Origin of the sequence: Bacillus sp. EKM206B, assembly GCF_011066015.1 — a bacterium.
GTDB classification, from domain to species: Bacteria; Bacillota; Bacilli; order Bacillales; family Bacillaceae; genus Bacillus; species Bacillus velezensis.
This window is the reverse complement of the sequence record NZ_JAAMNL010000008.1, coordinates 14,878-40,891: the sequence shown is the minus strand read 5'-3', so window position 1 is coordinate 40,891 and position 26,014 is coordinate 14,878. Positions and strand designations below refer to the sequence as shown.

27 protein-coding genes are annotated in these 26,014 nt (G+C 46.1%); 6 read left to right on the top strand and 21 right to left on the bottom strand.

Features of this window, described 5'->3' with window-relative positions; genetic code table 11:
* Positions 1-76: 76 nt before the first annotated feature.
* The 8 genes from G9F50_RS14990 to G9F50_RS14955 all read right to left on the bottom strand — a co-directional run bounded on the left by G9F50_RS14990 (position 77) and on the right by G9F50_RS14955 (position 6,246).
* On the bottom strand, positions 77-352 hold the full coding sequence (locus G9F50_RS14990; RefSeq protein ID WP_060563010.1) for a hypothetical protein: 276 nt from the start codon (positions 350-352) through the stop codon (positions 77-79).
* A gap of 42 nt (positions 353-394) precedes the next feature.
* Positions 395-1,210: a phosphatidylserine decarboxylase gene (locus tag G9F50_RS14985; RefSeq protein WP_060563009.1), complete on the bottom strand. Its 816-nt coding sequence runs from the start codon at positions 1,208-1,210 to the stop codon at positions 395-397.
* A complete protein-coding gene (locus G9F50_RS14980; protein ID WP_025650172.1) occupies positions 1,203-1,691 on the bottom strand; it encodes a DedA family protein in 489 nt (162 codons plus the stop codon). The genes G9F50_RS14985 and G9F50_RS14980 overlap by 8 nt, the downstream gene beginning before the upstream one ends.
* A complete protein-coding gene (pssA, locus tag G9F50_RS14975) occupies positions 1,682-2,215 on the bottom strand; it encodes a CDP-diacylglycerol--serine O-phosphatidyltransferase (protein ID WP_003156712.1) in 534 nt (177 codons plus the stop codon). The genes G9F50_RS14980 and pssA overlap by 10 nt, the downstream gene beginning before the upstream one ends.
* A gap of 476 nt (positions 2,216-2,691) precedes the next feature.
* Entirely contained in the window at positions 2,692-3,846 is a 1,155-nt protein-coding gene (purT, locus tag G9F50_RS14970) for a phosphoribosylglycinamide formyltransferase 2 (protein ID WP_032870218.1), read from the bottom strand.
* Between the two features lie 81 nt (positions 3,847-3,927).
* Entirely contained in the window at positions 3,928-4,995 is a 1,068-nt protein-coding gene (locus G9F50_RS14965; protein WP_060563008.1) for an iron-containing alcohol dehydrogenase family protein, read from the bottom strand.
* A 72-nt stretch (positions 4,996-5,067) separates the two neighbouring features.
* Positions 5,068-5,538: a helix-turn-helix transcriptional regulator gene (locus tag G9F50_RS14960; RefSeq protein ID WP_003156718.1), complete on the bottom strand. Its 471-nt coding sequence runs from the start codon at positions 5,536-5,538 to the stop codon at positions 5,068-5,070.
* Between the two features lie 264 nt (positions 5,539-5,802).
* On the bottom strand, positions 5,803-6,246 hold the full coding sequence (locus tag G9F50_RS14955) for a hypothetical protein (protein WP_025284165.1): 444 nt from the start codon (positions 6,244-6,246) through the stop codon (positions 5,803-5,805).
* Between the two features lie 373 nt (positions 6,247-6,619).
* On the opposite strand from G9F50_RS14955, the gene G9F50_RS14950 reads away from it, so the two are divergent.
* From G9F50_RS14950 to hpaB, 3 genes are all read left to right on the top strand, one after another.
* Positions 6,620-8,824 carry a glycoside hydrolase domain-containing protein gene (locus tag G9F50_RS14950; RefSeq protein ID WP_060563007.1) on the top strand — a complete coding sequence of 735 codons (2,205 nt, stop codon included), beginning with the start codon at positions 6,620-6,622 and terminating at the stop codon, positions 8,822-8,824.
* Positions 8,825-8,895: 71 nt separating this feature from the next.
* Positions 8,896-9,783: a hypothetical protein gene (locus G9F50_RS14945; RefSeq protein WP_060563006.1), complete on the top strand. Its 888-nt coding sequence runs from the start codon at positions 8,896-8,898 to the stop codon at positions 9,781-9,783.
* Positions 9,784-9,933: 150 nt separating this feature from the next.
* On the top strand, positions 9,934-11,379 hold the full coding sequence (gene hpaB, locus G9F50_RS14940) for a 4-hydroxyphenylacetate 3-monooxygenase, oxygenase component (protein WP_113708620.1): 1,446 nt from the start codon (positions 9,934-9,936) through the stop codon (positions 11,377-11,379).
* A gap of 55 nt (positions 11,380-11,434) precedes the next feature.
* Here hpaB and G9F50_RS14935 read toward each other — a convergent pair whose 3' ends face one another.
* Complete coding sequence (locus G9F50_RS14935) at positions 11,435-11,677, bottom strand: DUF2651 family protein (RefSeq protein WP_007408994.1); 243 nt, start codon at positions 11,675-11,677, stop codon at positions 11,435-11,437.
* A gap of 334 nt (positions 11,678-12,011) precedes the next feature.
* Between G9F50_RS14935 and glpT the strand changes: the two genes are divergently transcribed.
* Positions 12,012-13,346 (top strand): glycerol-3-phosphate transporter, encoded by a 1,335-nt coding sequence (glpT, locus tag G9F50_RS14930; RefSeq protein ID WP_003156725.1) that lies wholly within the window; start codon positions 12,012-12,014, stop codon positions 13,344-13,346.
* A gap of 95 nt (positions 13,347-13,441) precedes the next feature.
* Positions 13,442-14,329, top strand: a complete 888-nt coding sequence (locus G9F50_RS14925; RefSeq protein ID WP_007408993.1) for a glycerophosphodiester phosphodiesterase — start codon at positions 13,442-13,444, stop codon at positions 14,327-14,329.
* A 92-nt stretch (positions 14,330-14,421) separates the two neighbouring features.
* Here the strand turns inward: G9F50_RS14925 and G9F50_RS14920 are convergent, their stop codons facing one another.
* Positions 14,422-16,041 carry a glutamate/serine transporter AimA gene (locus G9F50_RS14920; protein WP_007408992.1) on the bottom strand — a complete coding sequence of 540 codons (1,620 nt, stop codon included), beginning with the start codon at positions 16,039-16,041 and terminating at the stop codon, positions 14,422-14,424.
* Positions 16,042-16,226: 185 nt separating this feature from the next.
* On the opposite strand from G9F50_RS14920, the gene G9F50_RS14915 reads away from it, so the two are divergent.
* The gene (locus G9F50_RS14915) at positions 16,227-16,487 is read left to right on the top strand and encodes a hypothetical protein (RefSeq protein WP_025284161.1); all 261 of its coding nucleotides are present in this window, start codon (positions 16,227-16,229) and stop codon (positions 16,485-16,487) included.
* A gap of 45 nt (positions 16,488-16,532) precedes the next feature.
* Here G9F50_RS14915 and G9F50_RS14910 read toward each other — a convergent pair whose 3' ends face one another.
* The 11 genes from G9F50_RS14910 to G9F50_RS14860 form a co-directional block, all read right to left on the bottom strand.
* On the bottom strand, positions 16,533-17,231 hold the full coding sequence (locus tag G9F50_RS14910; RefSeq protein ID WP_060563005.1) for a YqeB family protein: 699 nt from the start codon (positions 17,229-17,231) through the stop codon (positions 16,533-16,535).
* Positions 17,232-17,340: 109 nt separating this feature from the next.
* Positions 17,341-17,589, bottom strand: coding sequence for a sigma-G-dependent sporulation-specific acid-soluble spore protein CsgA (locus G9F50_RS14905; protein ID WP_031378862.1), 249 nt, complete (start codon positions 17,587-17,589; stop codon positions 17,341-17,343).
* A gap of 80 nt (positions 17,590-17,669) precedes the next feature.
* Positions 17,670-18,146 (bottom strand): DUF4879 domain-containing protein, encoded by a 477-nt coding sequence (locus tag G9F50_RS14900; protein WP_007408988.1) that lies wholly within the window; start codon positions 18,144-18,146, stop codon positions 17,670-17,672.
* Between the two features lie 103 nt (positions 18,147-18,249).
* Positions 18,250-18,429 (bottom strand): hypothetical protein, encoded by a 180-nt coding sequence (locus G9F50_RS14895; RefSeq protein WP_060563004.1) that lies wholly within the window; start codon positions 18,427-18,429, stop codon positions 18,250-18,252.
* 13 nt (positions 18,430-18,442) lie between these two features.
* Positions 18,443-19,585, bottom strand: a complete 1,143-nt coding sequence (locus G9F50_RS14890) for an ABC transporter permease (protein WP_060563003.1) — start codon at positions 19,583-19,585, stop codon at positions 18,443-18,445.
* Complete coding sequence (locus G9F50_RS14885; protein ID WP_060563002.1) at positions 19,582-20,769, bottom strand: ABC transporter permease; 1,188 nt, start codon at positions 20,767-20,769, stop codon at positions 19,582-19,584. The genes G9F50_RS14890 and G9F50_RS14885 overlap by 4 nt, the downstream gene beginning before the upstream one ends.
* A gap of 8 nt (positions 20,770-20,777) precedes the next feature.
* Positions 20,778-21,713, bottom strand: coding sequence for an ABC transporter ATP-binding protein (locus tag G9F50_RS14880; RefSeq protein ID WP_060563001.1), 936 nt, complete (start codon positions 21,711-21,713; stop codon positions 20,778-20,780).
* A 141-nt stretch (positions 21,714-21,854) separates the two neighbouring features.
* Positions 21,855-22,499, bottom strand: coding sequence for a response regulator (locus G9F50_RS14875; protein WP_060563000.1), 645 nt, complete (start codon positions 22,497-22,499; stop codon positions 21,855-21,857).
* A gap of 4 nt (positions 22,500-22,503) precedes the next feature.
* Entirely contained in the window at positions 22,504-23,634 is a 1,131-nt protein-coding gene (locus G9F50_RS14870) for a sensor histidine kinase (RefSeq protein ID WP_060562999.1), read from the bottom strand.
* A gap of 10 nt (positions 23,635-23,644) precedes the next feature.
* Positions 23,645-24,358 (bottom strand): YjjG family noncanonical pyrimidine nucleotidase, encoded by a 714-nt coding sequence (locus tag G9F50_RS14865; RefSeq protein WP_021495325.1) that lies wholly within the window; start codon positions 24,356-24,358, stop codon positions 23,645-23,647.
* 92 nt (positions 24,359-24,450) lie between these two features.
* On the bottom strand, positions 24,451-25,836 hold the full coding sequence (locus G9F50_RS14860; RefSeq protein ID WP_022552512.1) for an amino acid permease: 1,386 nt from the start codon (positions 25,834-25,836) through the stop codon (positions 24,451-24,453).
* Positions 25,837-26,014 lie beyond the last annotated feature (178 nt).

Below are 26,014 nucleotides of genomic sequence, written 5' to 3'. Positions count from 1 at the left end.
GATCACGCACACTATACTATATCATACAGGAAAACAGGCGAAAGATGAACATTTCCGTCCGTACTCTTTCTTCCAGTCACGCTTCGCCTTTTAAAACCTGCTGAAAATAAAACCGATACGTATTGCGCAAAAAGGTCTCAAGCGAAAGGCCGGCCGCGGTCTGATACTTGCCGATAATAAATGGAAAACGTTCACGGCCTTTTGCCCGCAGAAGATCGGCGCTGTCTTCAGCCAGTTCTGAGATGAGCGCCTCAACAACAGGCCGGCATGCTTCCCGCACCGCTTCAAGAATTTGCTGATCGCCTGTATGCTGGTACTGTTCGATCAGCTTTCCCAAATCCTTTTCTTCCATAAAGTTCACTTCCTTACACCATATAAAAAAGAGGAGCAGCTTTTATAAAGCGGACGCCTCCTCCTGTGACTCCGCATAACCGATGATCTGACCGACCTGTAATTCACGGCCTTCAGTCAGGTTATCCGAAGGGGTAAACATATCTTTCTCGAATACTAAAATAACGGTCGATCCAAATGAAAAATAGCCCAGCTCTTCCCCCGTCTCAAGCCGGTTTCCGGTGTTTGTCTGAACGATCGAGTTAATATTCATCGCACCTACCGGAATCATGAGCATCTGCTGATCAGCACGGGTCAGCTCGTACACATAACGGTAATTTTTTGAGAGCACATCTTTCCCGTACTTTAACCCCATCGTATTAACGGGATAGGAGCGTTTCCCCAGCTCGGCCAGCTTTTTATACGTGCAGCTGACGGGAGAATGGAAGCGGTGGTAATGTCTCGGACTCAGGTAAAGCACGGCAAAACACCCGCCGTTATACTTGTGATCGGCGCTTTTAAACCCCGTCAGTTCGGCGAACGAATAATCCTTCCCTTTTACCATGAAAGTTTGATTGGGATTAATCATGCCCACCGTCTGAACGACGCCGTCCACCGGGCTGACGATGGCGTTCTTCTCTTTTGCCACGGGGCGGAGATTCAAATTAATATCACGAATAAAAAATGACGCCAGTGAATCAAAGTCAGAAGCCGTGCGTTCCGTTTCATTCCAGTTAATGCGATAGTGTTTGGAAAACAGCGGAATCATCGGCTTGCTCAGTTTCGATTCACAGAAGTTTTTAATGAGATAAGACGTCAATCGATTATTAGTCAGTTCAATCAATGAACGGTAAAGAACTTTAGCGGCAGTATTAAACATTGATTACTCCTATGAATTTTCCTATAGTAATAAAAATAAAACACCATAAAAACGCTCCGATGGCGGCGAAGCATAAGTAGGTTTTGAATTCCATTCTGCCGATTCCGGAAAAGTAGCAGGTCACGTGTCTGATGCCGGGAATAAAATAACCTAAAATAATGGTGTACGGCCCGTACTTCTTCATCCACCTGTCTACTTTCGCCATCCTCTTTTCCTTCAGGCCGACCCATTTCCCGAACTTATTAATAAACGGGCGGCCGGCTTTTCTGCCGATGAAGTAGCTGATAATCATCCCAAGGAGCGCTCCGATAAAGCTGATGAGAATGGAGAGCCCGTAATTCAGCACGTTTATATGAGCGAAGTAGCCCACAAGCGTCATCATGACTTCATCCGGAATAGGCAATCCGATAATACCGAGTGTCAGCATAAGAAAAATCGCGATATATCCGTAATCGGATATTAATTGCTGAACTAATTCCATCTTCTGCTCTCCAGGTTTTCAGGCGCCTGTTTTTTAAAGTGCGGAAATTTAATATTGCTGACCATTAAATAACCGAGCGCGATCGTTCCCGCCCCCAGAAGAAAAGCGTTATTGATAAAGCTCAAAATGACAAGACACATACCCGCAAACGGAATCGGCATCCCGATAAACGTCGGCAGCTTGCTTTGTTCAATATTAAATCTGGAAAGACGGATCATCCCGCAGATGCTGTAGGAAAGCGCGATTAAAATTCCGATGAACGGAAGCGTATATAGTGAAACACTGTAAGCGAGCATGGACGGCGCCACGCCGAACGTCACGAGATCAGCAAAAGAGTCAAGCTCCCTTCCCATCTCCGATACCGCGTTCAGCTTACGGGCGGCCAAACCATCAAAGAAATCAAGAAACATCCCGGTGAAAATAAAGATCACCGCAGAGTGTATATTATGATACAAAAGGGAATGAATCGATAAGAGCCCGCAAATAAAATTTCCAATTGTAATCATACTAGGTATATAATTCACAGTTTACACAAACCTCCAATTAAAACCATATCAAATCGGACTGCGTATGCATAAAGGCTCCATTTTACGGAAACATAAAATGAAATTCTTTCAATGCTATCATTCAAATTCTTTTATTATACAGCATTTGGTGTTATTTGAACAATCTAATCTGGTGATTTTTGTTTTTTCGCCGTTCATATTAAGGTAAGCAATCATGGATTCCTCTATTCCGGATTACCCTGCTTCAATATTCCATGCCGCGATCCGGATTGTCCGTTCTTGATGAATGAAAAGCCGTATGATGTATTGTTATTTCCTTCTCCGTGAAATGAGAACATTACATATAACGATTGCGGACATAAAAAGTTTCATGAATTAAAAAGCCGGCACAAAACGGCCTCATACATTATCTCACAACCCCGTTTTCCAGTATATAGTCTGCCAAACAAAAAAGGCGCCTTACCATTACGGTAAAAACGCCTTTTAAGATCATTTTATGTAATTGATAAATGACTGAGAGCTTCGGCCGCTCTTTCTCTGGCTTCTTCAACGGTCTCAGCTGCAGAAAGCGCAACCGCCATACGGCGTCCAACTTTCGTGACGGGTTTACCGAATACGCGGACCTGAGTGCTTTTTACCCCCAAAGCCTTCTCCAAACCTTCAACCGCATAATCAGCAAGCTCTTTTGGCGCCTTCAGCGGACGGCTTGCCCCCGGCGAGAGCTGAGTGATTTCCGGAATCGGGAATCCCAATACCGCGCGGACATGCAGCGCAAACTCCGACAAATTCTGCGTTACAAGCGTAACGAGCCCCGTATCATGCGGACGGGGAGACACCTCGCTGAAATATACTTTATCTTCAGTAAGGAAAAGCTCCACCCCGAACAAACCGTATCCGCCGAGCTCGTCCGTTATGCTTTTCGCAATGTGTTTCGCCTCTTTGATCTGCTGTTCCGTCATATGATGAGGCTGCCATGATTCAATATAGTCACCGTCTTTTTGTTCATGTCCGATCGGCGCGCAAAAGGACGTACCGTTCGCCGCGCGCACTGTCAGAAGAGTGATTTCTGATTCAAACGGAATGAATTCCTCAACGATGACCCGGCCGTTTTTCACCCGGCCGCCTTCCATCGCCATGTCCCAGCAGCTTTTCAGCCCGGAAGCCGAGCGGCACACGCTTTGCCCTTTTCCGGAAGAGCTCATCAGCGGTTTTACCACGCACGGAAAGCCGATTGTTTCCGCCGCTTCTTTAAATTCTTCATATGTATTCGCGAATTCATAGCCGGCAGTCGGAAGATGAAGCGTCTCTGCCGCAAGCCGTCTGATGCCTTCTCGGTCCATCGTCAGCTTTGCCGCACGCGCATTCGGAATGACGTGAAAACCTTCTTCCTCAAGCTTCAGCAGCTCATCCGTCGCAATGGCTTCCACTTCCGGCACGATCAAGTCCGGTTTTTCTTTCTCAATGACTTCTCTGACCTGCGCTTTATCAAGCATATCAATCACATAGCTTTTGTGCGCGGCCTGCATGGCGGGAGCATGCTCATAGCTGTCAACGGCTACAGTGACAACCCCGAGCCGCTGCGCTTCAATGACGACTTCTTTCCCCAGCTCGCCTGATCCTAATAACAACATCTTCTTCGCCTGATACATGTCCTTTGGCCCCTCCCTTTCTATACCCCACTCATTATAACGGAAATATTCAAAAAATAAAGACAAGATAGATGACAAGCTCTATCCTGTCTTTTGCGCTGATTCGAGCGATTCAATCGCAGCTGACACGTCCTTCTCGCGATATTGCCCCATTAAACATAACGATTCTTCCGCCCGGCAGGCGTGAGAAGCAATGCGGCGCTTGGCTTCCTCATGGTTGTCAAGGATGCCGAGATCACAGAGGCTGACGGGGAAACCGAGCCGGCGGTAAAACGGAAGCAGCTCTTCAATCTCAGGTCTCCGATTCTCAAGCGCGAGCTGCACCAATATGCCGTAAGCAACCTTCTGGCCATGCAGCACCTGATGTGTCTCCTGAAGAAAACTGAGTCCGTTGTGGACCGCATGCGCCCCTGCCATCCTGCACAAACGGCCGCCATACCCGCCGACCGTTCCCGCAAGCATAATGATCGTTTCCGCCGTATGGATGAACGGCACGGACAGCTCGCCTTTCTCCATGCTTCCGACGGCCGCTTCACTGTAACGCAATAACAGATTACGGATATATTCCGCCTGTCTCAGACCCGCCTGCGCCATCAGCGGCGCCGCCTCCGTATTTCTGATGACCGCCTCGGCCTCATACCATTTCGCCAGCGTATCACCGATCCCGCTTTTCATATATTCAATGGGAGAGGAAAGCAAAAACAGCGGATCAACAAGCGTCAAATAGCTTGAACGCTTATGATAATCAACTCTGATAAAATTGCCGCTCTCATCATATATGACACTCAACGGCGTACTTGCCGCACACGTCCCCGCAATGGAAGGAACCATCACAGCTTCAATATCAAGCCGGTCTGCCGCCGCTTTTGCCAAATCCAATATCGTGCCGCCTCCGATACCGATGATCACATCCGCGTCTTCCGCCTGCTCACAGACCTTACGCACCGCCTCAGGTGAACAGTATCCTTTATGCTGAATCACATCCCAGGAAGAACCGCCGCTGTAATCGGAGAACGCCTGATAGGATTTGATTCCGGTCACAATAACGGGTTTTCTGAATGTCTCCAGCAGCCCCGGAAGTTCTTTTGCGATTCCTCCCTTGCATATGTACTGATTCGGGCCGCTTCGGACGATATCTTCATGCTTCATTCGAATCTCTCCTTTGGCTGGAATTTATATATATTTTCCCACTTGTCAGAAAATACATCAACTGAAGGTGCGTCAGCGCTTCGCTTCTTCCGCCTCCAAAAACAGCTCATCAAGCCGCTCCAAAGCCTCTGCCTTTTCAAAACTGCTGAACCACAGATCATCATAAGAATCAAGGATGCGGTAATGGTGGGAAATCAAATGCTGCTGCAAGCGGAACTCGCCTTTTTTCTCGATGGCTTTCCACCACACCTTGCCGCCCATCGTCTTCCCCTTCGGCCTGTCAATTGTGCGGTGAGCAACCGTTTCAATGACCTCCAGCGGATCATCTCCTAATACGGATTGCAATGTTTCACTTGATCTGAAAAGCGCGCAAACCGCCACAACGTGCGGCCATTCCGCAAGCGCCCGCCCTTTCTCAATCTGCACCAGCGACTTTTTAGAAAGACCGATCACATCCGCCATTTTCTCCTGTGTGTAGCCTCTCTCCGATCGGATTTTCTTCAGCTGGACTGAGACAAGCTCAGTCATATAATCTTGATCCATCTCAACCTCCATATTTATCAATATAGCCATTTTACACCGCGGCACGCCTTTTTTATATCAGAACATTTTCAAACGAATCAAAAGAACCCGGGATTGGCTTATCATTGAAGCGATGTACCTTCCCGCATAATCCAGAATGATGCGGTGAAATACAAACGTACGCCCGAAGAGACAGGTGCTGGCTCCCTGGCGGTTGAGCTCCGGACAAAATAAAAAGCTGCCGCAGCTGCAGCAGCTAAAACTTTATAGACCGGAAGATCAGCATTATGAAGCGAATACAATCCATCTTGCACTATAATTGACACGTTTTTTCGAACCCTGATTGACCAATTTAAATCTGTATGAATCTCCTTTTTTCAACGAAGGTGTTTCAAAATAAGTCGTTCCATTTTTCTTTGCATTGGCGGTTTTGATTGTTTTCCAGGCACCTTTGCCGTTGACTTGCTTTTGGACGTATATTTTATACGTGCCCTTCCCTTTACTGTTGGATTTAAAAGTCACGGCTCTCAAGGTGTACTTTTTTGTCGTTTTAGTGAATTTAGGGTGATATGTATTGATCACATAGTTAGTGAAATACCCGCTTTTATAAGTATGAAGCCAGTCTTTAGCCTCTGCTTTTTGCGGAGAAGAAAAACCCATAAAACCAATTCCGCTGATTAAAAGAGTAAAAATAATGATGAGCGACTTAAAAATCTTTTTGCTTTTCATCGAGAAAATCCTTCCTTCCTGTAACTATTTACCCTATTTATGTTAATGACAATATAGCCAATCATAAATCCGTCCAACTAACCATTTTGACCGCAGGAGGAGATGTGAACAGCCCTTAAAATGACTATATGACTACTACTTATGATTCTTGTCATTTTTGATTAAGTGATAAAGTTACTTTAAACCGCTATTCATTTTGTTGTTTTTGTATCAATTGTCATAGCGAGGTCTTTTCCTATCAATGCCTCTCTTTCGGCGTTTGTTCTGCTGCCGTGATGGGGCTCTCCTTGGATAAACCCCTGCACCCATGACAAACTGTCATACGTTTGCCACCTATGAATGAACGCACAATACACATAATGGAGGGATTGCAATGGACGAAATGGTCCTGGAAACACAACAATGGCTGAATGAGACGTACAAAGGCAGACACGGGTACAACAAAGTGCCGGAAAACGGAAAAACGGGCTGGGATACCATTTACGGTCTGACACGGGCGCTTCAAATTGAGCTTGGTATTTCAGAACCTGCCGATAACTTCGGACCGACGACACAAAGATTGTTTAAGCCGTTGAAAAAGCAGGCTCCCGATTCTAAGCCGACAAACATGAATTACATTCTGCAGGGGGCGCTGTGGTGTAAAGGTTTTAACCCCGGCGGATTTTCAGGCGTTTTCTATGAAAATACCGAAAGGGCTGTAAAAGAGTTTCAAAAAGCGGCCGGGCTCACTAAGCAAGACGGCATCGTCACGGCACTCATTATGAAAGCCTTGCTGGATATGAGCGCTTTTCGATTAGTAGCGGGAGGCGACAAAAGAATCCGCCAAATCCAGCAGAACCTGAACCGGGATTACAATGACTACATCGGCTTGATGCCTTGTGACGGCTTATACGCCCGCGATACAAACAAGGCTCTCATTTATGCCCTGCAAAAAGAAGAAGGCATGAGCACAAGCGTCGCCAATGGATTTTTCGGAAACGGCACGACCGACTTATGCCCTACCTTGACTCCCGGCGATTCACGGACAGGCTTTGTTTTGATTGTCCAATACGCGCTTTACTGTAATGGGGAATCATTTGACCCCGGTGAATTCGACGGAAAATACGGCGTCGGCGTTGTATCGGCAGTGAAAGCTTTCCAAAAGTTTATGTGCCTGCCGCAGACCGGTTATGCGGACATGCCGACGATTAAAGCTTTATTATCAAGCTCAGGCGACACAACGCGGGCTGCTTCAGCTTGTGACACCGCTGCCATTTTGACGGCAGATACGGCTAAAACGTTGCGTGAGAATGGCTATAAGATCGTGGGAAGATATCTGACCGGGAATGTGCGGACAAGCAGCGGACTGACATCGAAAGCGTTAACGTCAAAAGAACTTTCCACGATTTTCAATGCCGGCTTAAGCGTGTTTCCGATTTATCAGGACGGCGGCTATGAATCTTCTTATTTTGTAAAAGACCAAGGAACGAGAGATGCGTACAGCGCTGCATCAGCCGCCCGAAGATTAGGTTTTCCGTCAGGAACGACCATTTACTTTGCGGTCGATTTCGATGCGTATGATTATGAAGTCACGGATAAAATCATTCCTTACTTCCAAGAAATCAAGTCAGCTTTTATGAAAATGCAGGCGTTCTCTACTGCGCCGAAATATGAAATCGGCGTATACGGACCGAGAAACATTTGTATCCGGACGTCAGAAGCAGGTCTGACCAAATATAGCTTTACCGCTAACATGTCGACCGGATTCAGCGGCAACCTCGGATACCCGATGCCGAAAAACTGGGCTTTTGATCAATTTTATGAAGGATCAATCGGAAGCGGAGCGGGAAAAGTCGCCATTGACAAAGACGGATACTCCGGGAAAGACTCGGGTGCAAGCAGCGTCCATCCGCCTTCTGATCCTGTGTATGATGCAAGACTAAACACATTAACTAATATCCTGTCAACAATTCCAGCCTTAGAGAATGCATCCGGTCTTGCCAATATGATGTTCGAATTCGATACAACCGAAACCATTTTAACTTCCCCAACTTTAGATATCTTATTGTCTACTTCAATTCTGTATACGATCCCAAGTGAGGGGTCTGCTAATACAATGACAATAACGAATGGAAAACCCGGGGCTTATGTTACTGGTTTACTGGGAGATACACAAACAATACTTACGGCTTCAGACATCCGTTCTTATCAAAATTTATTAGACAATCTGAGCCTATCTGTAAGAAACGGTTATCTGGAAATGGCAGTGACCCCTTCTGCTCAATCATTAGATGTTTCAATTAAAATCTATACACCTGACATTCCAGTTGCCGATGGGTCCACAACTGGACTTACGACCATGTTTACGTTTAGAATTAAAACGTATAAAGGTGTACCGGTTTCAGCTGCAGAAAGTGAATTAGCGAAGGACTGGGATCTTCTCCCTTCAACTCTCGTTATTGTTGCAGGGGTGTCTGCTTTCTATTTCACCTCTAAGATCCTTACTGAAAAACCGACCGGGAATAAAACAGTAGAAGCGGTAACTGAATTCGCCGCAGTTTTACTAGCCCTTTACGCTTATATGACTGATCTCTACTAATCAAAGAAAAACTGCATGAATATCTCATTCATGCAGTTTTATTCCTATTATTTTTTTGGAGGTTTCACTCATTGAATGAAAATCAATCCGCATTTAACACAGCAAAGCAAACTGCACAAAGATTGTTAAAATGTAAGAATGAACAAGAAATGATGGACTTTTTATCCGAACAAGATGTACATACGCTCAGTCTTTTAAAGTACTATTACTCTGCCCCGGCTCTTCCTTTTCAAATGCTCATGAAGATTGCTTTTTGCTGTATAGCGATGGCGTTGATCTTCGCTTCATTCTTGTTTATTCAAGTCAAAACACTCATACCTATTCCCATTTTATCTGATCTGTTGCCGGCAGTGTTTTCACTGTTTACAATCGGATGTATTGTCGCGTTTTATATGTTTTTTTCGCGCGAAAAGAAAGACCGGTTACCTGACAGCCGCTTAAGAAGAAACACTTACTCCTTCCGGGTTATAAATATGATAAATACAAATCTGGAAAAGAAATATCGTACACTGGCTTCTTTAGCGGGCGGTAAACAAAGTGATGATACACTCGAAGAAAGCATGAAGCAGATTAGCTCTTGTAAAAATGATGAAGAACTGATGAAATGTCTTGAAGAACAAGATACGGAGAAGTTATTCAAGCTGAAAAATCAGTTTTCCAAACCCGACTTCTCATTATTGGATTTTATGAAATGGATTTTTATCGGAAGCATTATTGCTATGTTTCTGACTGCACTTTTCTCAGGTCAAGTCAGCTATGTTCATGTTCCCCGCCTACTTCCGTATCTTCTGCTTTTTTTATTCGCCAGGGGCTTAATATATCTAATAAAACTGCTGAAACTGTACCAAAAAGGGCCTTTGCACTCCATTCCTCACTTTACAAAGAACGCTGAAAACACCCGTATCACCGGAATGATAGACTTTGTCCTCGAACAACGATACAAAGACATGATCAGTTAAAAACCCCTCTGCTTAAGGGGTTTTTTTATTATGCAATCCCTTCACCCCCCTTATCAAAAAAGGCTCTTCTCCTTTGGAAATAACCGGAACACCCAATTTCGTTTTCAATATAATGAGGTAGTGGATCTGCAAAGAAAGAAGGGCGACATGATGGGTATCATTAATGGCAAAATGTTCATTGACCGATTAAATCAGCTTGGAAATGAGATTTGGCTCGATGGTGAAAAGATCGAGGGACAGATTTCTGAACATCCCGCATTTAAGGGCCTTCTGGAAACGAAGCGCTCTCTTTATGATTTGCAAACGACACCGGATATGAAAGATCAAATGACTTACAGTCTTCCCGGTAAAAAAGAACGGGCCGGGCTTTCATACCTGCAGCCGAAAACGAAAGAAGACGTAAAAAGAAGAAGAAACATGTTCGAACATTGGGCCAGACACACGCACGGAATGATGGGACGAAGCCCGGATTATATGAATACCGTGCTGATGAGCTTCGCCTCCTCCGCCGCGCTTTTGAAAGACCGCGATCATTGTTTTCCGGAACATGTTCAAGCGCTGTACGAACGCGCTGCTGCACAGGATCTTTCTTTTACGCACACGTTTATCACCCCTCAGGTGAATCGTTCACAAATGGGTGTAAACGTATCGCCGACACCTATCTCGGCAAAAGTCGTCGATAAAAATGAAAAAGGCCTCATCATACACGGCGCCCGGATTTTAGCCACACAAGGCGGCCTGACGGATGAAGTGCTCGTGGTTTCTCTGCCTAAAATGTATTTTGAATCGGATGAAGCGTTCGCTTTTTCAATCCCTTCCAATACAAAGGGAGTAAAATTCATCTGCAGGGAATCTTTCGTACTCGGAAAATCATCGTTTGATTATCCGCTCAGCTCAAGATATGAAGAAATGGATTCTATCGTTGTATTTGATCACGTTTTGGTCCCTTGGGAACGCGTATTTTTTTATAATAATTACGAGGCGGCTTTTGATTTTAATATGAAAAGCTCTTTTAACGCCTTCGCATTTCATCAAGTCATCACGAGACAAATTGTAAAGACGGAGTTTCTCCTGGGCCTCGCCCAAACGCTTGTCGAAGCGATAGATGTGGGCGAATATCAGCATATTCAGGCTAAGATGGCTGAAATCATCACCGGTCTGGAAACGATGAAAGCCCTTTTGGAAAAGTCGGAGAATGATGCGGAAACAGATGAATGGGGTTATATGCGTCCGAGTGTCACTCCGCTTCGTGTGGTCAGCGCGATTTTTCCCGACATCTACCCGCGCTTCACGGAAATCATTCAGCTGATCGGGGCAAGCGGAATGGTGACTTTGCCGACTGAAAAAGCGTTCCGTTCTGACATCAGAGGAGACCTTGACCAATATTTGCAGGCGGTCGAATTGAACGCTGAGGACCGGGTAAAAGTGTTCCGCCTCGCATGGGATTTGACCATGAGCCCCTTCGGAACAAGACAGACACAATATGAGCGGTACTTCTTCGGTGACCCCGTCCGCTTAACCAGCCATCTGTACAGAAGCTATCCGAAAGAAGAACAGACCGCGGTCATCAAGGAATTCCTGCACATTCATAAATAAAACAAAGCAGAGAGCGCATCTCTGCTTATGATAGCTGGATCGGCTGCCGCCGATCCTATTTTTTATTTTGGCTGATCACCACCATCGTAATATGCGATAACGCGAAAGAGACAAGCGTATACACAACGGCCCACCCGATAAACGAGAAATTCAATACGGTAAAGGTGCATATAAGGCAAACGGCCAAAGCGGCAGCCGGCATAATGAACGCGTTTTTAAACAGGTACGTTCCGGCGACTGACAAGATGATGATACAAAGCGGCAGAACACCGAACGCAAAATCCAATTCATCAATCAACAGATGCACTCCCTTCGCTTTTCTTAGTCCGGCCTAACACATCTTATGCCTGAGTACAAAATCGAGTACTTCAAATCTTTCGCGCTCCGGCTGATTTTCCCTCCGGTTATTTATTCGAAAAAATGAAAACTTTCCTTAAAGCGTTTACATTCACGTCAGACTATGATAATTTAAGAAAGCGCTATCATACACAAGTTAATGATTTTTGGATGGAGATGAGGAGAACCAGGAAACCCCGCCCTTTCACAAGGGTGATTTCTGGTTCTTTTTGTCATTTTCAAGGAAAGGAGTCATACATACATCATGATAGACGTTCAGCAAAGGGGAGGATATGATGTTTCAATTGTTTAAGCCGGCTCCGCATATTGAGAGATTGGATGATTCAAAGACGGATGCGGCCTATAAACGGCTCAGGCTGCAAGTATTTTTGGGGATTTTCATCGGGTATGCCGGGTATTATTTGCTTCGCAAAAACTTTGCCTTCGCTATTCCTTATTTTCAGGAACAAGGGTTTTCAAAAGGGGAACTTGGCTTGGTGCTTGCGGCCGTATCAATCGCTTACGGCTTCAGTAAATTTATTATGGGGATGGTGTCTGACCGCTGCAACCCGAGGTATTTCCTTGCGACGGGTCTGTTTTTGTCAGGTGTCGTAAACATTTTATTTGTTTCCATGCCGTGGGTCACGTCAAGCGTGACGATTATGTTTATTTTTATGTTTATTAACGGATGGTTTCAAGGAATGGGCTGGCCGCCTTGCGGACGGACGATGGCTCATTGGTTTTCCATCAGTGAACGCGGCACGAAAATGTCGATATGGAATGTCGCCCATAACATAGGCGGAGGTATTCTCGCCCCGCTCGTGACTCTCGGCATCGCCATGTTTGTTACTTGGAAAAGCGTGTTTTTCTTTCCGGCGATTATCGCCATCGTTATTTCATTTGTGATTGTTCTTCTCGTACGGGACACGCCGCAATCCTGCGGGCTTCCGCCGATTGAAGAATACCGCAATGACTATCCGAAACATGCGTTCAAAGACCAGGAAAAAGAGATGACGACCAAAGAAATTCTTTTTAAATACGTGCTGAATAATAAATTTCTGTGGTATATCGCATTTGCCAATGTCTTTGTTTACTTCGTACGGTACGGTGTCGTTGACTGGGCGCCGACTTATTTGACGGAAGCGAAAGGGTTCTCTCCTGAAGATTCCAGATGGTCTTATTTCCTTTATGAATATGCGGGAATTCCGGGAACGATTTTGTGCGGCTGGATCAGCGACCGGTTTTTCAAAAGCCGCCGCGCGCCGGCAGGCGTACTGTTCATGGCCGGCGTATTTATCGCTGTATTGGTCTACTGGCTTAACCCTGCCGGTCATCCGCTCATCGATAATATCGCGCTGATCAGCATCGGCTTCTTAATCTATGGACCTGTCATGCTGATCGGGCTTCAGGCCATTGACCTTGCGCCTAAAAAAGCGGCGGGAACGGCAGCCGGCTTAACCGGGTTTTTCGGCTACATCGGAGGCTCTGCTTTCGCCAACGCCATCATGGGTTATGTCGTAGACCGCTTTGACTGGAACGGCGGCTTTATCATGCTTATCTCCTCATGCGTGCTGTCCATCGTCTTCTTGGCTATGACGTGGAATACGGGCAAGCGGGCGGAGCATGTGTAAGAAAACAACATAAAAGATTAATATTTTTGCAGTACAGCATTTACAACGATTTTCTACACTAGAGACAGATATTGATTTTTAAGGGGGAAGAAAACATGCGGAAACATAAATTGTTTGCTTTGGTATTGCTTTCATTCGGTTTATTGTCATTCATCGTCACGCCTGTATCGGCGGCGGGAAAAGGAAACCTCTTGTCTCCTGACAGAATTTTGACCATTGCCCATCGCGGTGCTTCGGGGTATGTCCCGGAGCACACGATCCTTTCTTATGAAACTGCGCAAAAAATGAAGGCTGACTATATTGAGCTGGATTTACAAATGACAAAAGACGGCAAGCTGATCGTCATGCATGATGAAAAACTGGACCGCACCACAAACGGACAAGGCTGGGTGAAGGATCATACATTAGCCGAGATTCAAAAGCTCGACGCCGGCTCTTGGTTCAATAAGGCCTATCCGGAAAAAGCAAAACCGCAATACGCCGGACTTCGCGTTCCCACACTTGATGACGTGTTAAAACGGTTCGGCAGACATGCAAACTATTATATTGAAACAAAGGCGCCCGAAACATATCCGGGTATGGAAGAAAAACTGATCGCTTCACTGAAAAAATACAAATTGGCAGGTAAGCATGCGAAACTTGGACAAGTTATCATTCAGTCTTTCAGCAGGGACAGCCTTCTGAAAATCAAACAGCTCGATCCGAAACTTCCCGCTGTCCAATTGCTTGAAGCGGAACAGATGACGTCAATGACTGACGCAGATTTAACGGACATTAAAACATATGCCGTCGGAATCGGACCGGATTACAAAGCGCTGAACGCTCAAAATGTCCGAAACATTCGCAGCCACGGCCTTCTGCTTCATCCTTACACCGTAAACAGCGAGGCGGACATGCGCCGTCTGCTGAATTGGGGCGTAACCGGTGTGTTTACCAACTATGCGGATATATTCCAAAAGGTTAAAAAAGAATACAAATCATAAAGCCACATGGGTTCGGGGATGATGCCGAACCCATGTTTTTTTGCCCGATCAAAAACCTTGCGGGAACGTTCCCGCAAGGTTTTTATCAATCATTATTCTTTTCCGGCAGCGGCTTCCGCCTGTCCGCCTTTTAATTGATCGTTGATTGCTTTGGCGTCTTTCAAATACTCAGTCTTGAATCCGCTCTTCAGCGCCCACGCATAGAAGGCAAGGGCAACGATTGCGATCAGCCCCATATCCCAGCCGTACGGAATGATGTTCAGACCGCCGAATTTTTCACTTCCGAGCCATGAAATGACCATCATGCTGAGCAGATAGACAACCATCCAGACGCCGCCTTTAAAGTTTCTGCGGAATCCTTTCCACTTCGCTTTCGCTTGGTAGTAGAAATAAATCGGAAGGCCGATCAAAATGATAAACAGCACCTGCCCTGTTAACGGCCAGCGCGCCCAATACAGCACGAGAGACGCGAACACGAAGCCGAGCGGTGCAACCACGCTGAGGCCTTTCAGACGGAGAGGCCGGTACAAATCCGCCGCCGTCCGCCGCAGCGTCATCACCGTCACGGGACCCGTGATATAAGAAATCAGCGTCGCAACGGAAATGATTTCAGCAAGCACGCCCCATCCTCTGAATAAAAACAGAAAGATAAACGATACGACCAGGTTGAAAATCATCGCTTGGCGCGGCACGCCGTACAGCGGATGAAGCTTTCCGAAAATGCTCGGCATATATTTATTTTTTTCCATGCCGTAAATCATGCGGGACGTCGTAGCGGTATAAGTAATACCCGTTCCTGACGGAGATACGAACGCATCCGCATAAAGAATAATGACAAGCCAGTTGATATTCAATGCGATCGCCAAATCGGCAAATGGAGAGTTGAAGTTCAGGTGACTCCAGCCGTGAACGATCATGGAAGGTTCAACCGCACCGATAAATGCGATTTGCAATAGGACGTAAATGACGGTTGCGACCAGCAGCGAACCGACAACCGCAATCGGAATCGATTTGCCGGGATTTTTTGCTTCTCCGGCCATGTTAATCGGGCTTTGAAACCCGTTAAACGCAAATACGATACCTGATGTGGCCACCGCCGTCAGCACGCTTGCCCAGCCGTTCGGTGCAATGCTTGAACCGGATGTGAAGTTTCCGCCGTGAAAACCGGTAAACAGCAGCGCTCCGATTGTCAGCCCCGGAATAATGATTTTAAAGATGGTAATCAATGAATTCGCTTTTGAAAATAAGTTAACTGTCCAATAATTCAGTAAAAAGTAAATAATCAGTAATACGGATGCGAAGCCGAGCCCCTCTCCCGTAAGAGTGCCGTTGTGAACGAGATTGCTTGTCCATTTTGCCCATTCCCACGGCCATGAGCTCATGTATTGAACAGACGCAACTGCTTCCACCGGAATAACGGAAACAATCGCAATCCAGTTTGCCCATCCTGCGATAAATCCAATAAATGATCCATGAGAATATTGAGTATATTTTACCATTCCCCCGGCTTCCGGGAACATTGAACCCAATTCACTGTAAGAAAGTGCGATAAACAAAATAACGATCATACCGATAATCCAGGAAATAATTGCGGCAGGTCCCGCAATCTGAGCCGCCCGCCACGCCCCAAATAACCAACCGGAGCCAATCATCGACCCAAGTCCGACCATCATGAGTGCAAACGTTCCCATTCTGCGATGTAATTGATTCATAAAGTTAACACCTTTCAATTAAAATATGACTCCAGCGCTATCATATATTTATAATATTATTCTGAAAATAGTTTTGTCAATCTTTATCGCATTAAAGCAGAAAGCCAAAATTACCCTTCCGATGTTTAAACAGCCGTTAAGCGGGAATAACTACTGCAAGCCAGAAATAGAAAGGAGTTTTTATCGTGAAACAAAAACTGCTCATTTCAGGACTTGCCGTGTCGACTGTCGGAGTGACTTCCTATTTGCTCAAAGATAAATCAAACCGCCAAAAGGTGATGAGCTTTATCCGCAATATGAAAACATCGCTCTCCGGGAAGCAGGATATTGAATCATTCCCCGTCAACAAAGCAGGCAACCCGCATCCCGAAGATATTGAAGATAACAAAATGGTATCCGAAGGCTCCATGTACCCGGTTCAATATTATGATGACAAGAAGAAATAATCTGTTCCCGGGCTGCCCGGCCGTATCAAACGGCGGCAGCTTTTTTTATGCAGACGGCGTTTGATAGATCCGCCAATATTGGCGCGACCCTTTCTCCCGCACGGTAATGCCCAGTTTGGATATTTCTGCTTTCAGCTCTTTCGCATCAGCCTTTTCCTCCTCTTTCAGCGCCTTTTCTCTCGCTTTTAAAAGAGCATTTGCCCCTGGCTCCAAATCCGGCGTGTCCGGCACCCACCGTTTGTATTCTTCTTTAAAAGGATCTTCCGTCCCCAGCCAGACATACCCATGCGCGCGAAACGCATCAGCCGCTTTTTCAACCGCGGGCTCAAGCTTCTCCCGAAAAAGCTCCTGCCCCTCAGTCCCCAATAAGACAAGATGCTTTTCATCCGTAAACACACCGGAAATGCTGTCTTTCGAAAACACGCTTTCTTCATTATATATGGTTAAGGACACCTCGCTGTCCGTCACGACTGCCACAAGAGTTTCTTTAAAAGCTGCCCGCGTCAGCCACACTCCCCCGATTAAGCCGATAACGGCGGTTGCAGCCGCAGCCTTCCATCCGTGAAAAGAAGCGATAATGTCCAGCGGCCCGTGGAAAGGCAGCCAATCCAATGTTACGGCCCACTTCGCAATGACCGGCAGAAACCATCCGATGACCAGCCCCAATAATGGCGGCACCAGAAAAACCAAAGCTTTTTCAACCGATGACAACTCAAGAACCGTCTGTTTTTTTATTTCGTTCATGTTTCTCCTCCGTCTGTGTTTTTCACAACTATCCATTATACAAAGGGTTGGATGATTCTGTAAACTGTTTCCGAAACAATAAAAAGCCTCCCGACCGCCGGGAGGCTTTTTAAAACAGGAGCTCATATACTTCATTCAATTCCATCGTGCGCTTCTCATCCTGCTCGTTCTCAGCATATTTGATTTCCTTTTCAAGCAGCTGATTCAGCGCATCCATTTCCAAATCATTTAGATCTTTCACAAACTCGCCCTCATTTGCATAATGCTTCACCTGAAGCTTTTTATAAATCCCTCGGCACACATCATGCTCCAAGTGGTTCGAAAGCGACTCGCGCAAATATCCGAGTGTCCTGTCCATCATGTAAGCCCTCCCTTTTCTATAGGAATAGCTTCCCGGAAAGAGAGAAAAACTATACATGAAAGCACCGGGCGGCTATTTTAACTCTGTACCTGAATGGAGAAAAATCCGCTGCTTAACGGCGTGTACGGCCCGTTCAGCCCCGTTGCGGAGAAAGAGAACGTTCCTGAACTGACATAAGAAAGAGGAACACTGTAATATTTAATGTAGCCTGTAACGATATTGCCGTTTTTCGTATATTCATCTTCCAGCGCTTTTGACGTAAGATTTGTAATATTCGTTCCGTTGTTAAACGCCTGGATCGTGTTATTGTTCGGATACCCTTGGAAATATACGGCTAAATAACCCGTTGTACCCTTCATCGGTTTTGATGCGCTGATTTGGTTCGGCCCGATATTTTCCCATTGGTAACTCTGACCGTCAGACGTCACACCGATAATACGGATTTGTGTTAAAGCAGGAGCCGGCGCCGCAGACGCTGATGGAGCCCACAACCCGCTCACAAGCAACAAAACAGCGGCGGCCGCCGCGAATAGCATAACGAGTCTCTTTTTCATGTTTCTTCCCCCTCTTATTCTTTTCTTAGAATCCTATACTATTTTACACGATTTACAAGGAAAAAGATTACATTTTATAAAAGAGTCCGGAACACTTTGTGAACTAGATATGAAACGCTCTTGAAACGCCGTTGATCATGAGAAAGATGCCGCAGATTCTTAACACGACTCTCGAACTTCTGTCATCTTTACCGAAAAAGGTTTTTCCGAGCCAGCCAATCCATAGGTTCATTGCGGCTCCAGCGAGCACTTCTATGATTCCGATGATTTCTGCCATATACAAAGCAGCCATCCTCCTAACTGTGTTTTTTCATATTACGGTTTATCAAATAGAGTGATAAGACCAATGACGCTGCACCGGCAGCAAGAAACAGGCTCAGCAGCACGATCTGCATGTTGCCTCCGCCATTGTTTTGAAATGCGCCGATCGCCCATTTTTCAGGAGTAAACAACGACAGCATCCGCATGTACTCCGGAGCCGTGTCTAATGTGAAGAAAGCCCCTCCCAATAAACCCGTGACAGCTATAAAAACGGAAGCAAGCGACGTGAATTGCTTTTGGCTCTTCATGAACGGTATCACGGCCATCGTTACAGCAGTCAGCGCAAACGAGCAGGCCGCAAGCACCGCTCCCGCAGCAAAAACATGATCAGCAAAACGGATATGCAGCATGAATGTTCCGGCAGCGAGGATCACGATAATATGGAGAAGACCGAAAAGATACGCCGCCGCAAACTTAGAGATTGCATATGCCGTATAGGAAACGGGTGTGCTCAGCAATCTGTCATATGTATGATTTTCTTGTTCATCTATAAATGATCGCAGGCTTTGGACTGCAACAAACCAGATAAACATCACTAAAAATCCGATAAGTCTGTCGGCTGCCTGTCCGCCTTCATAAACGTGATGGCGGTCAACATTGACGGCGGAATGACCCTGAATATCCTTCAAGAGATCAGCTGCCGCCTGCTTCCCGTCGGTGTGCAGCGTGCGGGATATCACTTTTGCATCGCGGACTATTTTTTTCAGCGCGCCCGCCTGCTGCGCAATCAGCTGCTCTGTCAAAACAGCATCATCCTTTTCTTCATTCTGAATAAATGAAACGTTCAATTCATCTCCGGAAAATAATGTCTCTTCAAAATGAGAGCCGATCAGCAATCCGAAGGAAATATCCTGATGATGAATCTTTGTTTTTAATACGTCCTCCGTGACCTTCGTGACTTTTATATGGCCGGCTGTCTGAATCATTTTCATAAATTGCGCTGAATAGGCGCTCTGATCCTTATCAGCTACATATACTTCCTTCTGCTGACTGCCATCCGCAGAAAAGGAAAAGAAATATGTGAGAAGGAGCGGGGCGGAAATCGTCGCAAAGATGGCAGCACGATTTTGCAGCATCAGTTTCAGCTGATGTCTGATCATGAATAACAGCTGCGTCATGAAACAGCCTCCTTCCGTTTAAACACCCAGATGGTCAAACATAAAAACACGGCGCCGATGGCGGCAAGCTCTGCCAAATCCGCCAGAATACCGCTCAGACCGGCATGCTGCGTGACACTGACATAGCTGTTGATCGCTTTGCCGTTCGGTATCAGCTCCTGCACGATTTTCAAACTGTCAGGCAAGCCGTCTTTTGCGATAAAGCTTCCGCCTAAAAAACTGAATCCGTATAAAATGGGAGCCGCCATGCTTGAGACGGTCTCGTGGTTTTTTGCAGCAACCCCCCAAAGAAGCACGATACTGCCGATCGTAAATGAATAAACAATCGTAACCAGCAATATTTCAAACAAATTGCCCCATTTTACCTGATACAAGATGCTGCTTGCGATGATGACGGCAGCCATTTGCATAAGGATGGCAAGCATGATTCCCAAAAGCTTACCCGCCACATACTGGATACGTAAAACAGGCATTGATTTGATTCTGAATAACGTGTGCTGCTGTCTCTCTTCCACTATCCCGTGAATGAGCGCAAACGCGGTCATAATGGAGAACATGACGACCATTGCGATTGAATAATACTGCATCGCATCAATCGGAGCCGCGTGATTGCCGGCCGACTGTTTCGGAATGGTGACAGCCTGTTCACGTTCACCCGAAAGGCCGCTGATGATTTTGCTGGCATCTCCCTTTGACAGATGTCCCGACTTCTTCAGCACCGCTTTTTCTTCACTGATCTCCGCTTTTACTCTGGTGACAAACGAATCAGCCATCATTTCCACAATGTCTCCGTTTACAGAGCCTTGTTGGTCCGAGATGACTTTGATACTTGTTTTTTCATTGTGTTCTGCCGCTTTTGCAAAGCCTTTCGGCACGTATACAAAAACGGAGACTTTGCCGCTTTCGACAAGCTGTTTCCCTTCTTGGTAACTGCCTATGTCTTTTACACGGATGAGATCAGTTTGTTTCAGCACGTCATTCTTTAATACGTCGCCCAAAGAACTCTCCGCGTGATCCGCATTATAAAACGCGGTCTGAAATGGCTTCACTTTCGAATCGCCGTGAAAAACCGTTCCTAAAATAAAAATCATCAGTGCCGGAAACAGAATCAGTTTTATATAGAAAGACTTTGCTCCGGCCAATAACCGAAAATCTAATAAGATCAGCCTGAATAATATTTTCATGACGCCCCCTATGAATCCCGCAGCGTTTTGCCGGTGAGCCGGAGGAAAATACTTTCCAGATTGGCTTCCTCGAAATGAATGCCCTTAATGGTGATACCGGTCTTCCTGATATCATCCGCAATATCAAGGATATTGCGATCTGCCGCAGAGACGAGCATCGTAATGGTCTGCTGGCTGACAGCAGCCTCGGCAACACCGGGAATGCAGCGGATTTTTTTAACGGCATCATCATTCAGCCCCTCTGCATTCACGATCAGGGTATCAGAGGCTTTGGCTGACTGCTTCAATTCGTCTTTCGTCCCGCAGGCAATGATTGAGCCGTGATCCATGATCGCCGCTTTTTCACAGAGGTATTCGACCTCTTCCATGTAATGACTCGTGTAGATGACGGTCATCCCTTTTTCTTGATTTAACGTCTTCACGGTTTCAAGAATATGATGTCTGGATTGCGGATCAATTCCGACGGTCGGTTCATCTAAAATGAATAGTTTCGGTTCATTCATTAGCGCGGCCCCGATATTCACCCGTCTTTTCATGCCGCCTGAAAACTCAGATATCCTTTGATTTCGCTGTTCCTGTAATTCGATGATGTCCAGCACTTCATCAACCCGTTTACAAAGTTCCCTACCGGACAGTCCGTACAGACTCCCGAAAAAAGCCAGATTATCCTTTGCGCTTAACGCTTGATATAAAGCGATTTCCTGCGGGACGACTCCCATCACTTTTTTTATGGCCGCAGGCTGCTCCTGTAATGAGGTTCCGTCAATGCAGATTGTTCCGCCCGTCGGCGGGAGCACGGTGCTGATCATCGACACCGTTGTTGATTTACCGGCGCCGTTTGGTCCCAGCAGACCGAATATCTCTCCTTTTTCGACGCGCAGTGATATATGATTGACAGCGGTAAAATCGCCGTACTTCTTTGTCAAATCCGTTAATTCGAGCATTCGTGCAGCACTCCTTGTGTCATGTCTGCACTTATTCTACTCTCGGCAATCCTTGTTTTCTATTCACTTTCGTACTCGATATGGATATTACTTTCGTCATATGTTTAGTGATAAAAAGGGAGAGAGGAGGGTGAAGCGGGGTTATACCAATTTTTGCAAATATAAAGTAAGCTCGGTTCTGTTTGACACTTCAAGTTTATCGAGGATTCTGGATACATAGTTTTTCACAGTGCCTTCAGTCAGAAATAAGTCTGCGGCAATGCGTTTATTGCTTTTGCCTTCCATAATGTGTTTCGCCACATCAAGCTCTCTCGGCGTGAGAATCTCCTTCAGCTTTGTCCGCGGCTCTTTCTGCACCGCAGGGATCTCCATATTGTTCAGCGCTTTTACGACGGAAACCGTGATTTTGGGATTCAGCATCATCTTCCCTTCATAAACGGCTTGAAGGGAGGCGATAATTTCATCTGAATCAGCATCCTTCAAGAGATAGCCGTCGGCTCCGCTTTTCAGCCCGGCAAAAATATAGTGATCATCTTCAAACGTTGTCAGAATGATGACTTTTACGGACGGATATCGCGCTTTTACCGCTTTTGTCGTTTCGATTCCGTCCATACCGGGCATTCTGATATCCATCAAAATCACATCAGTTTCGGTTTGAGAAAGCAGCCGGAGAACCTCTTCGCCGCAAGAAGCCTCTCCCGATATTTGAATTCCTTCGTGAAGACTCAGAATCATTTTCAGCCCCTCTCTCACAATGGACTGGTCGTCTGCAATCATGACATTCACTTGATTAATCCTCCTTGCACGGAAACCTTATTTTCACGTCAAAACCCGTTTCCTTCCCAGACGAGAAAACAGCCTCTCCGCCAAGTGCGGCTGCTCTTTTCTCAATTCCTTTCAGACCATTTGATTTTATGATCGTTCCGCAGGCTGAGCCGTTATTATGAATATGCGCCAATATCATGTTTCGGTTTTTTTGAATCCGGACAGAAACATATGAAGCATGTCCATGCTTTATCGCATTCGTAATCGTTTCCTGAACGGATTGATAAAGACAATGCTTCACATCCGGCTGTTCCGCTTCTATGGCCGCATCCATCTCCAGCTCGAAGCGTATGCCTCCCGCCTCTTGAAAATGGCTGAAAATGTCACGAAGCTCTTGCTCAAATCCCCGCCCCGGCAAAGAGCCCTGCAGCAGCATAACGGCCTGGCGAAGCTTTAAAATGGATTCTTTCGTAAGATCATGCGCCTTATGAATGATCTGCTTCACTTTGTCCGGCTGATGCCCGGCTGTCTTCCCGGCAAATTCCAAATTCATTTTCAGAGCAGCCAGATAATGACCGAGAGAATCATGCAGCTCCTGCGCAATTCTTGTTCTTTCTTTCGTAACGGCCAGTTCTTCAATCCGGTCTGAATATTCCTTCAGTGTATCATTAGCGATCTTCAGCTCTCGGTTCAGCAATTCAACCTTCGACTTCTCCTGCAGGTTTTTCCGATATAAATAAATCACCGCAAACATGATGAAGTATGGCGGCACGATATCACTGACACCCGCTCCGCCGGCGTATAAAGCGGCGGCAAATGCGGCGGCATTCATCGTTAACAAAACAGCCGAAATCTGCTTATCAGTAATAAGCACCTCCGCCAATAAAAGCACCATTACAGCCTGTGTCCCCACACTATAGACATTGTACAAAAGAACTCCCGCGATAACGCTGCTCAGGAGAAAAGAGCCTTGATATACAGCAGGCCTTCTCTTCATATACAGCGGCCGCAGGCAGTCATTAGCCGTCAGCATCATCACGAGCACAGACAAAAAAACCTTCAGCTCCCCCCGGCCGGGAGGAAGCTGAAGAATCGCATGAAAGATTGATAGTAATGCAAAACCCCTGATCAGTAACTTCGTATGTGCAATCTTCATCGTATTCTCCTTACAAATGAGCGGCGGCTTTCCGCTCCACGTTCAGCACATCATACAGCTCATCAAGCGAATGAATTTCATACGTCGGGATGATTCCGGACTCATTTGCTTTCTTTCCGGGATTAAACCAGCACGTATCAATTCCCGCCATCTGACCGCCTTTTATGTCCGCGCTCAGTGAATCGCCGATAATAAGTCCGCCCTCGGCAGAAAAACCGGGAATTCTCGCAAACACGTAATCAAAGTATTCCTTCATCGGCTTTTGAAAACCCGTGTCCTCAGATACAAACACATCTTTAAAGAACGGATACAGACCGGAGTCGCCCAGCCGCTTATATTGTGATCTTGAGACGCCGTTCGTCACGATGTATAAATCAAATAAAGGACTCAGCCGTTCAATCAGCTCATAAGCTCCGTCTATCATCTGGTGCCCTTCTTCTAAGTATTGGCGGTACGCCTGATTCAACAGCACGCCGTCGGCTTCGAGGCCGTATTCTTTAAACAAAAGGGCAAACCGTGTATTCACCACTTCATCGCGGGTCATTTCCCCCTCTTCAAACGCTTTCCACAGCCCCTGATTTAACGCTTTATAACGGGCTTCCACCTCTGCCGTCAGCTCCAGCTTTGAACCTTGAAACAATTTTTGAAGAGCATCGGTTTCTGAAGCGGTAAAATCAAGCAGCGTATTGTCTATATCAAATAATAACGTACGGTAATGACTCATCGATGTTTCCCCCGGTTCTGCTTTTTTTAACCAGTATACCACTCGCGGACAAGCCGAAAAAGACACCCCTGTAAGAGAGGTGTCTTTTTGAATTATACAGCGTCTTCTATTTTCGATTTTTCACCAGGCATGCGCTTGCCGATACCGAACGCATAATAGCTGACCGTCACAATCGCCAGGAAAATCACCCCGACAACCAAAGAAATCCGCGTATCTTTGTTAAACCACATGCCGATCAATACCATGAGTAAGAAAGCGATCGTCAAATAGTTTGTAAACGGCGCAAAAGGCATCTTAAACGGATGCTTATCAAGCTCAGCGCCCTTCGCTCTTCTGAAACCGAGATGGCTGATTAAAATGACGAACCACGGAATCATTCCCGGCAGCACACTCGCGCTGTACACATAGACAAAAACTTTCGGAGGCGCGATGTAGTTCAGCACGACACCGATCACAAGTCCGATTAATACCGCAAGCGTACCGAATATCGGCACACCGCTCGAAGAAACTTTCTTAAAGAATTTCGGGGCCTGTCCGTTCACGCCCAATGTATAAAGCATGCGTCCCGCACTGAATATCCCGCTGTTGCATCCGGACATCGCAGCGGTAATCACAACAAAGTTAATCAAACCGGCCGCCGCCGTAATCCCGACTTTCGCAAATGTCGAAACAAACGGACTGCCGAGTGAGTGAAGCTCATTCCACGGATATACGGTAACGATTACGAAAATCGCACCAATGTAGAAAATTAAAATCCGCCAAATAATACTCTGAATCGCGCTTCGCAGCGTTTTTTGCGGGTCCTTCGCTTCTCCTGCCGTAATCCCGATCAGTTCGACCCCTTGATAGGCCGCAACGACCAAAGACAAGGCAAAGAAAAATCCTGAAAAACCATTCGTAAAGAAACCGCCGTGCGACCATAAATTAGATAATCCGATCGCATGCCCTCCGTTACCGAAACCGAAGAAAATAATTCCGATTCCGGCCACAATCATCAGAATAATGGTGACGATTTTGATCATGGCAAACCAAAATTCAAACTCACCGAAAGATTTTACCGAAATTAAATTCGCCGCACCGAGAATGGCCATGGCGATAATGCCGGGAATCCATGCCGGCAGATCAGGAAACCAATATTTCATATACGAACCGACGGCGATAATTTCAGACATCCCGACGATCACCCATTGAAACCAGTTGCTCCACGCCGTCATATAGCCGGCTAACGGATGTATATACTTATGGCCGAATGTCGCAAACGACCCTGTACTCGGCTCTACATAGAGCATTTCGCCCATCGCACGCATGATAAAAAAGATAAAGATACCCGAGATCGCATAAGCCAGCAGGACAGACGGCCCGGTCCATCCGATCGTGCTGGATGATCCCATGAATAAACCGACACCGATCGTGCCGCCCAACGCAATCATCTGTATATGACGCGCGCCTAAGCCTCTCTTTAATTCTTTGTTTGCCACTTCGCTTCCTCCTCTTAACAGCTCTGATATATGTGAAATAATGAAGCAGAAGGTGCACCTGTTGAACCTAACTCACTCTTCATTTCCCGCAATATTAGAAATATTCTATCTTTCTATTGTTATATAATCTCCAATTTCCTTATTCCATCATAATAAATTTTCGTGGAAAATACAATTG

Bases quoted from the DNA above. Each gene is read 5' to 3' on its own strand.
- G9F50_RS14990 (WP_060563010.1), bottom strand. From the start codon at position 352: ATGGAAGAAAAGGATTTGGGAAAGCTGATCGAACAGTACCAGCATACA.
- G9F50_RS14985 (WP_060563009.1), bottom strand. From the start codon at position 1,210: ATGTTTAATACTGCCGCTAAAGTTCTTTACCGTTCATTGATTGAACTG.
- G9F50_RS14980 (WP_025650172.1), bottom strand. From the start codon at position 1,691: ATGGAATTAGTTCAGCAATTAATATCCGATTACGGATATATCGCGATT.
- purT (WP_032870218.1), bottom strand. From the start codon at position 3,846: ATGTATCAGGCGAAGAAGATGTTGTTATTAGGATCAGGCGAGCTGGGG.
- G9F50_RS14965 (WP_060563008.1), bottom strand. From the start codon at position 4,995: ATGAAGCATGAAGATATCGTCCGAAGCGGCCCGAATCAGTACATATGC.
- G9F50_RS14960 (WP_003156718.1), bottom strand. From the start codon at position 5,538: ATGGATCAAGATTATATGACTGAGCTTGTCTCAGTCCAGCTGAAGAAA.
- G9F50_RS14955 (WP_025284165.1), bottom strand. From the start codon at position 6,246: ATGAAAAGCAAAAAGATTTTTAAGTCGCTCATCATTATTTTTACTCTT.
- G9F50_RS14950 (WP_060563007.1), top strand. From the start codon at position 6,620: ATGGACGAAATGGTCCTGGAAACACAACAATGGCTGAATGAGACGTAC.
- hpaB (WP_113708620.1), top strand. From the start codon at position 9,934: ATGGGTATCATTAATGGCAAAATGTTCATTGACCGATTAAATCAGCTT.
- glpT (WP_003156725.1), top strand. From the start codon at position 12,012: ATGTTTCAATTGTTTAAGCCGGCTCCGCATATTGAGAGATTGGATGAT.
- G9F50_RS14925 (WP_007408993.1), top strand. From the start codon at position 13,442: ATGCGGAAACATAAATTGTTTGCTTTGGTATTGCTTTCATTCGGTTTA.
- G9F50_RS14920 (WP_007408992.1), bottom strand. From the start codon at position 16,041: ATGAATCAATTACATCGCAGAATGGGAACGTTTGCACTCATGATGGTC.
- G9F50_RS14910 (WP_060563005.1), bottom strand. From the start codon at position 17,231: ATGAACGAAATAAAAAAACAGACGGTTCTTGAGTTGTCATCGGTTGAA.
- G9F50_RS14905 (WP_031378862.1), bottom strand. From the start codon at position 17,589: ATGGACAGGACACTCGGATATTTGCGCGAGTCGCTTTCGAACCACTTG.
- G9F50_RS14900 (WP_007408988.1), bottom strand. From the start codon at position 18,146: ATGAAAAAGAGACTCGTTATGCTATTCGCGGCGGCCGCCGCTGTTTTG.
- G9F50_RS14890 (WP_060563003.1), bottom strand. From the start codon at position 19,585: ATGACGCAGCTGTTATTCATGATCAGACATCAGCTGAAACTGATGCTG.
- G9F50_RS14885 (WP_060563002.1), bottom strand. From the start codon at position 20,769: ATGAAAATATTATTCAGGCTGATCTTATTAGATTTTCGGTTATTGGCC.
- G9F50_RS14880 (WP_060563001.1), bottom strand. From the start codon at position 21,713: ATGCTCGAATTAACGGATTTGACAAAGAAGTACGGCGATTTTACCGCT.
- G9F50_RS14870 (WP_060562999.1), bottom strand. From the start codon at position 23,634: ATGAAGATTGCACATACGAAGTTACTGATCAGGGGTTTTGCATTACTA.
- G9F50_RS14865 (WP_021495325.1), bottom strand. From the start codon at position 24,358: ATGAGTCATTACCGTACGTTATTATTTGATATAGACAATACGCTGCTT.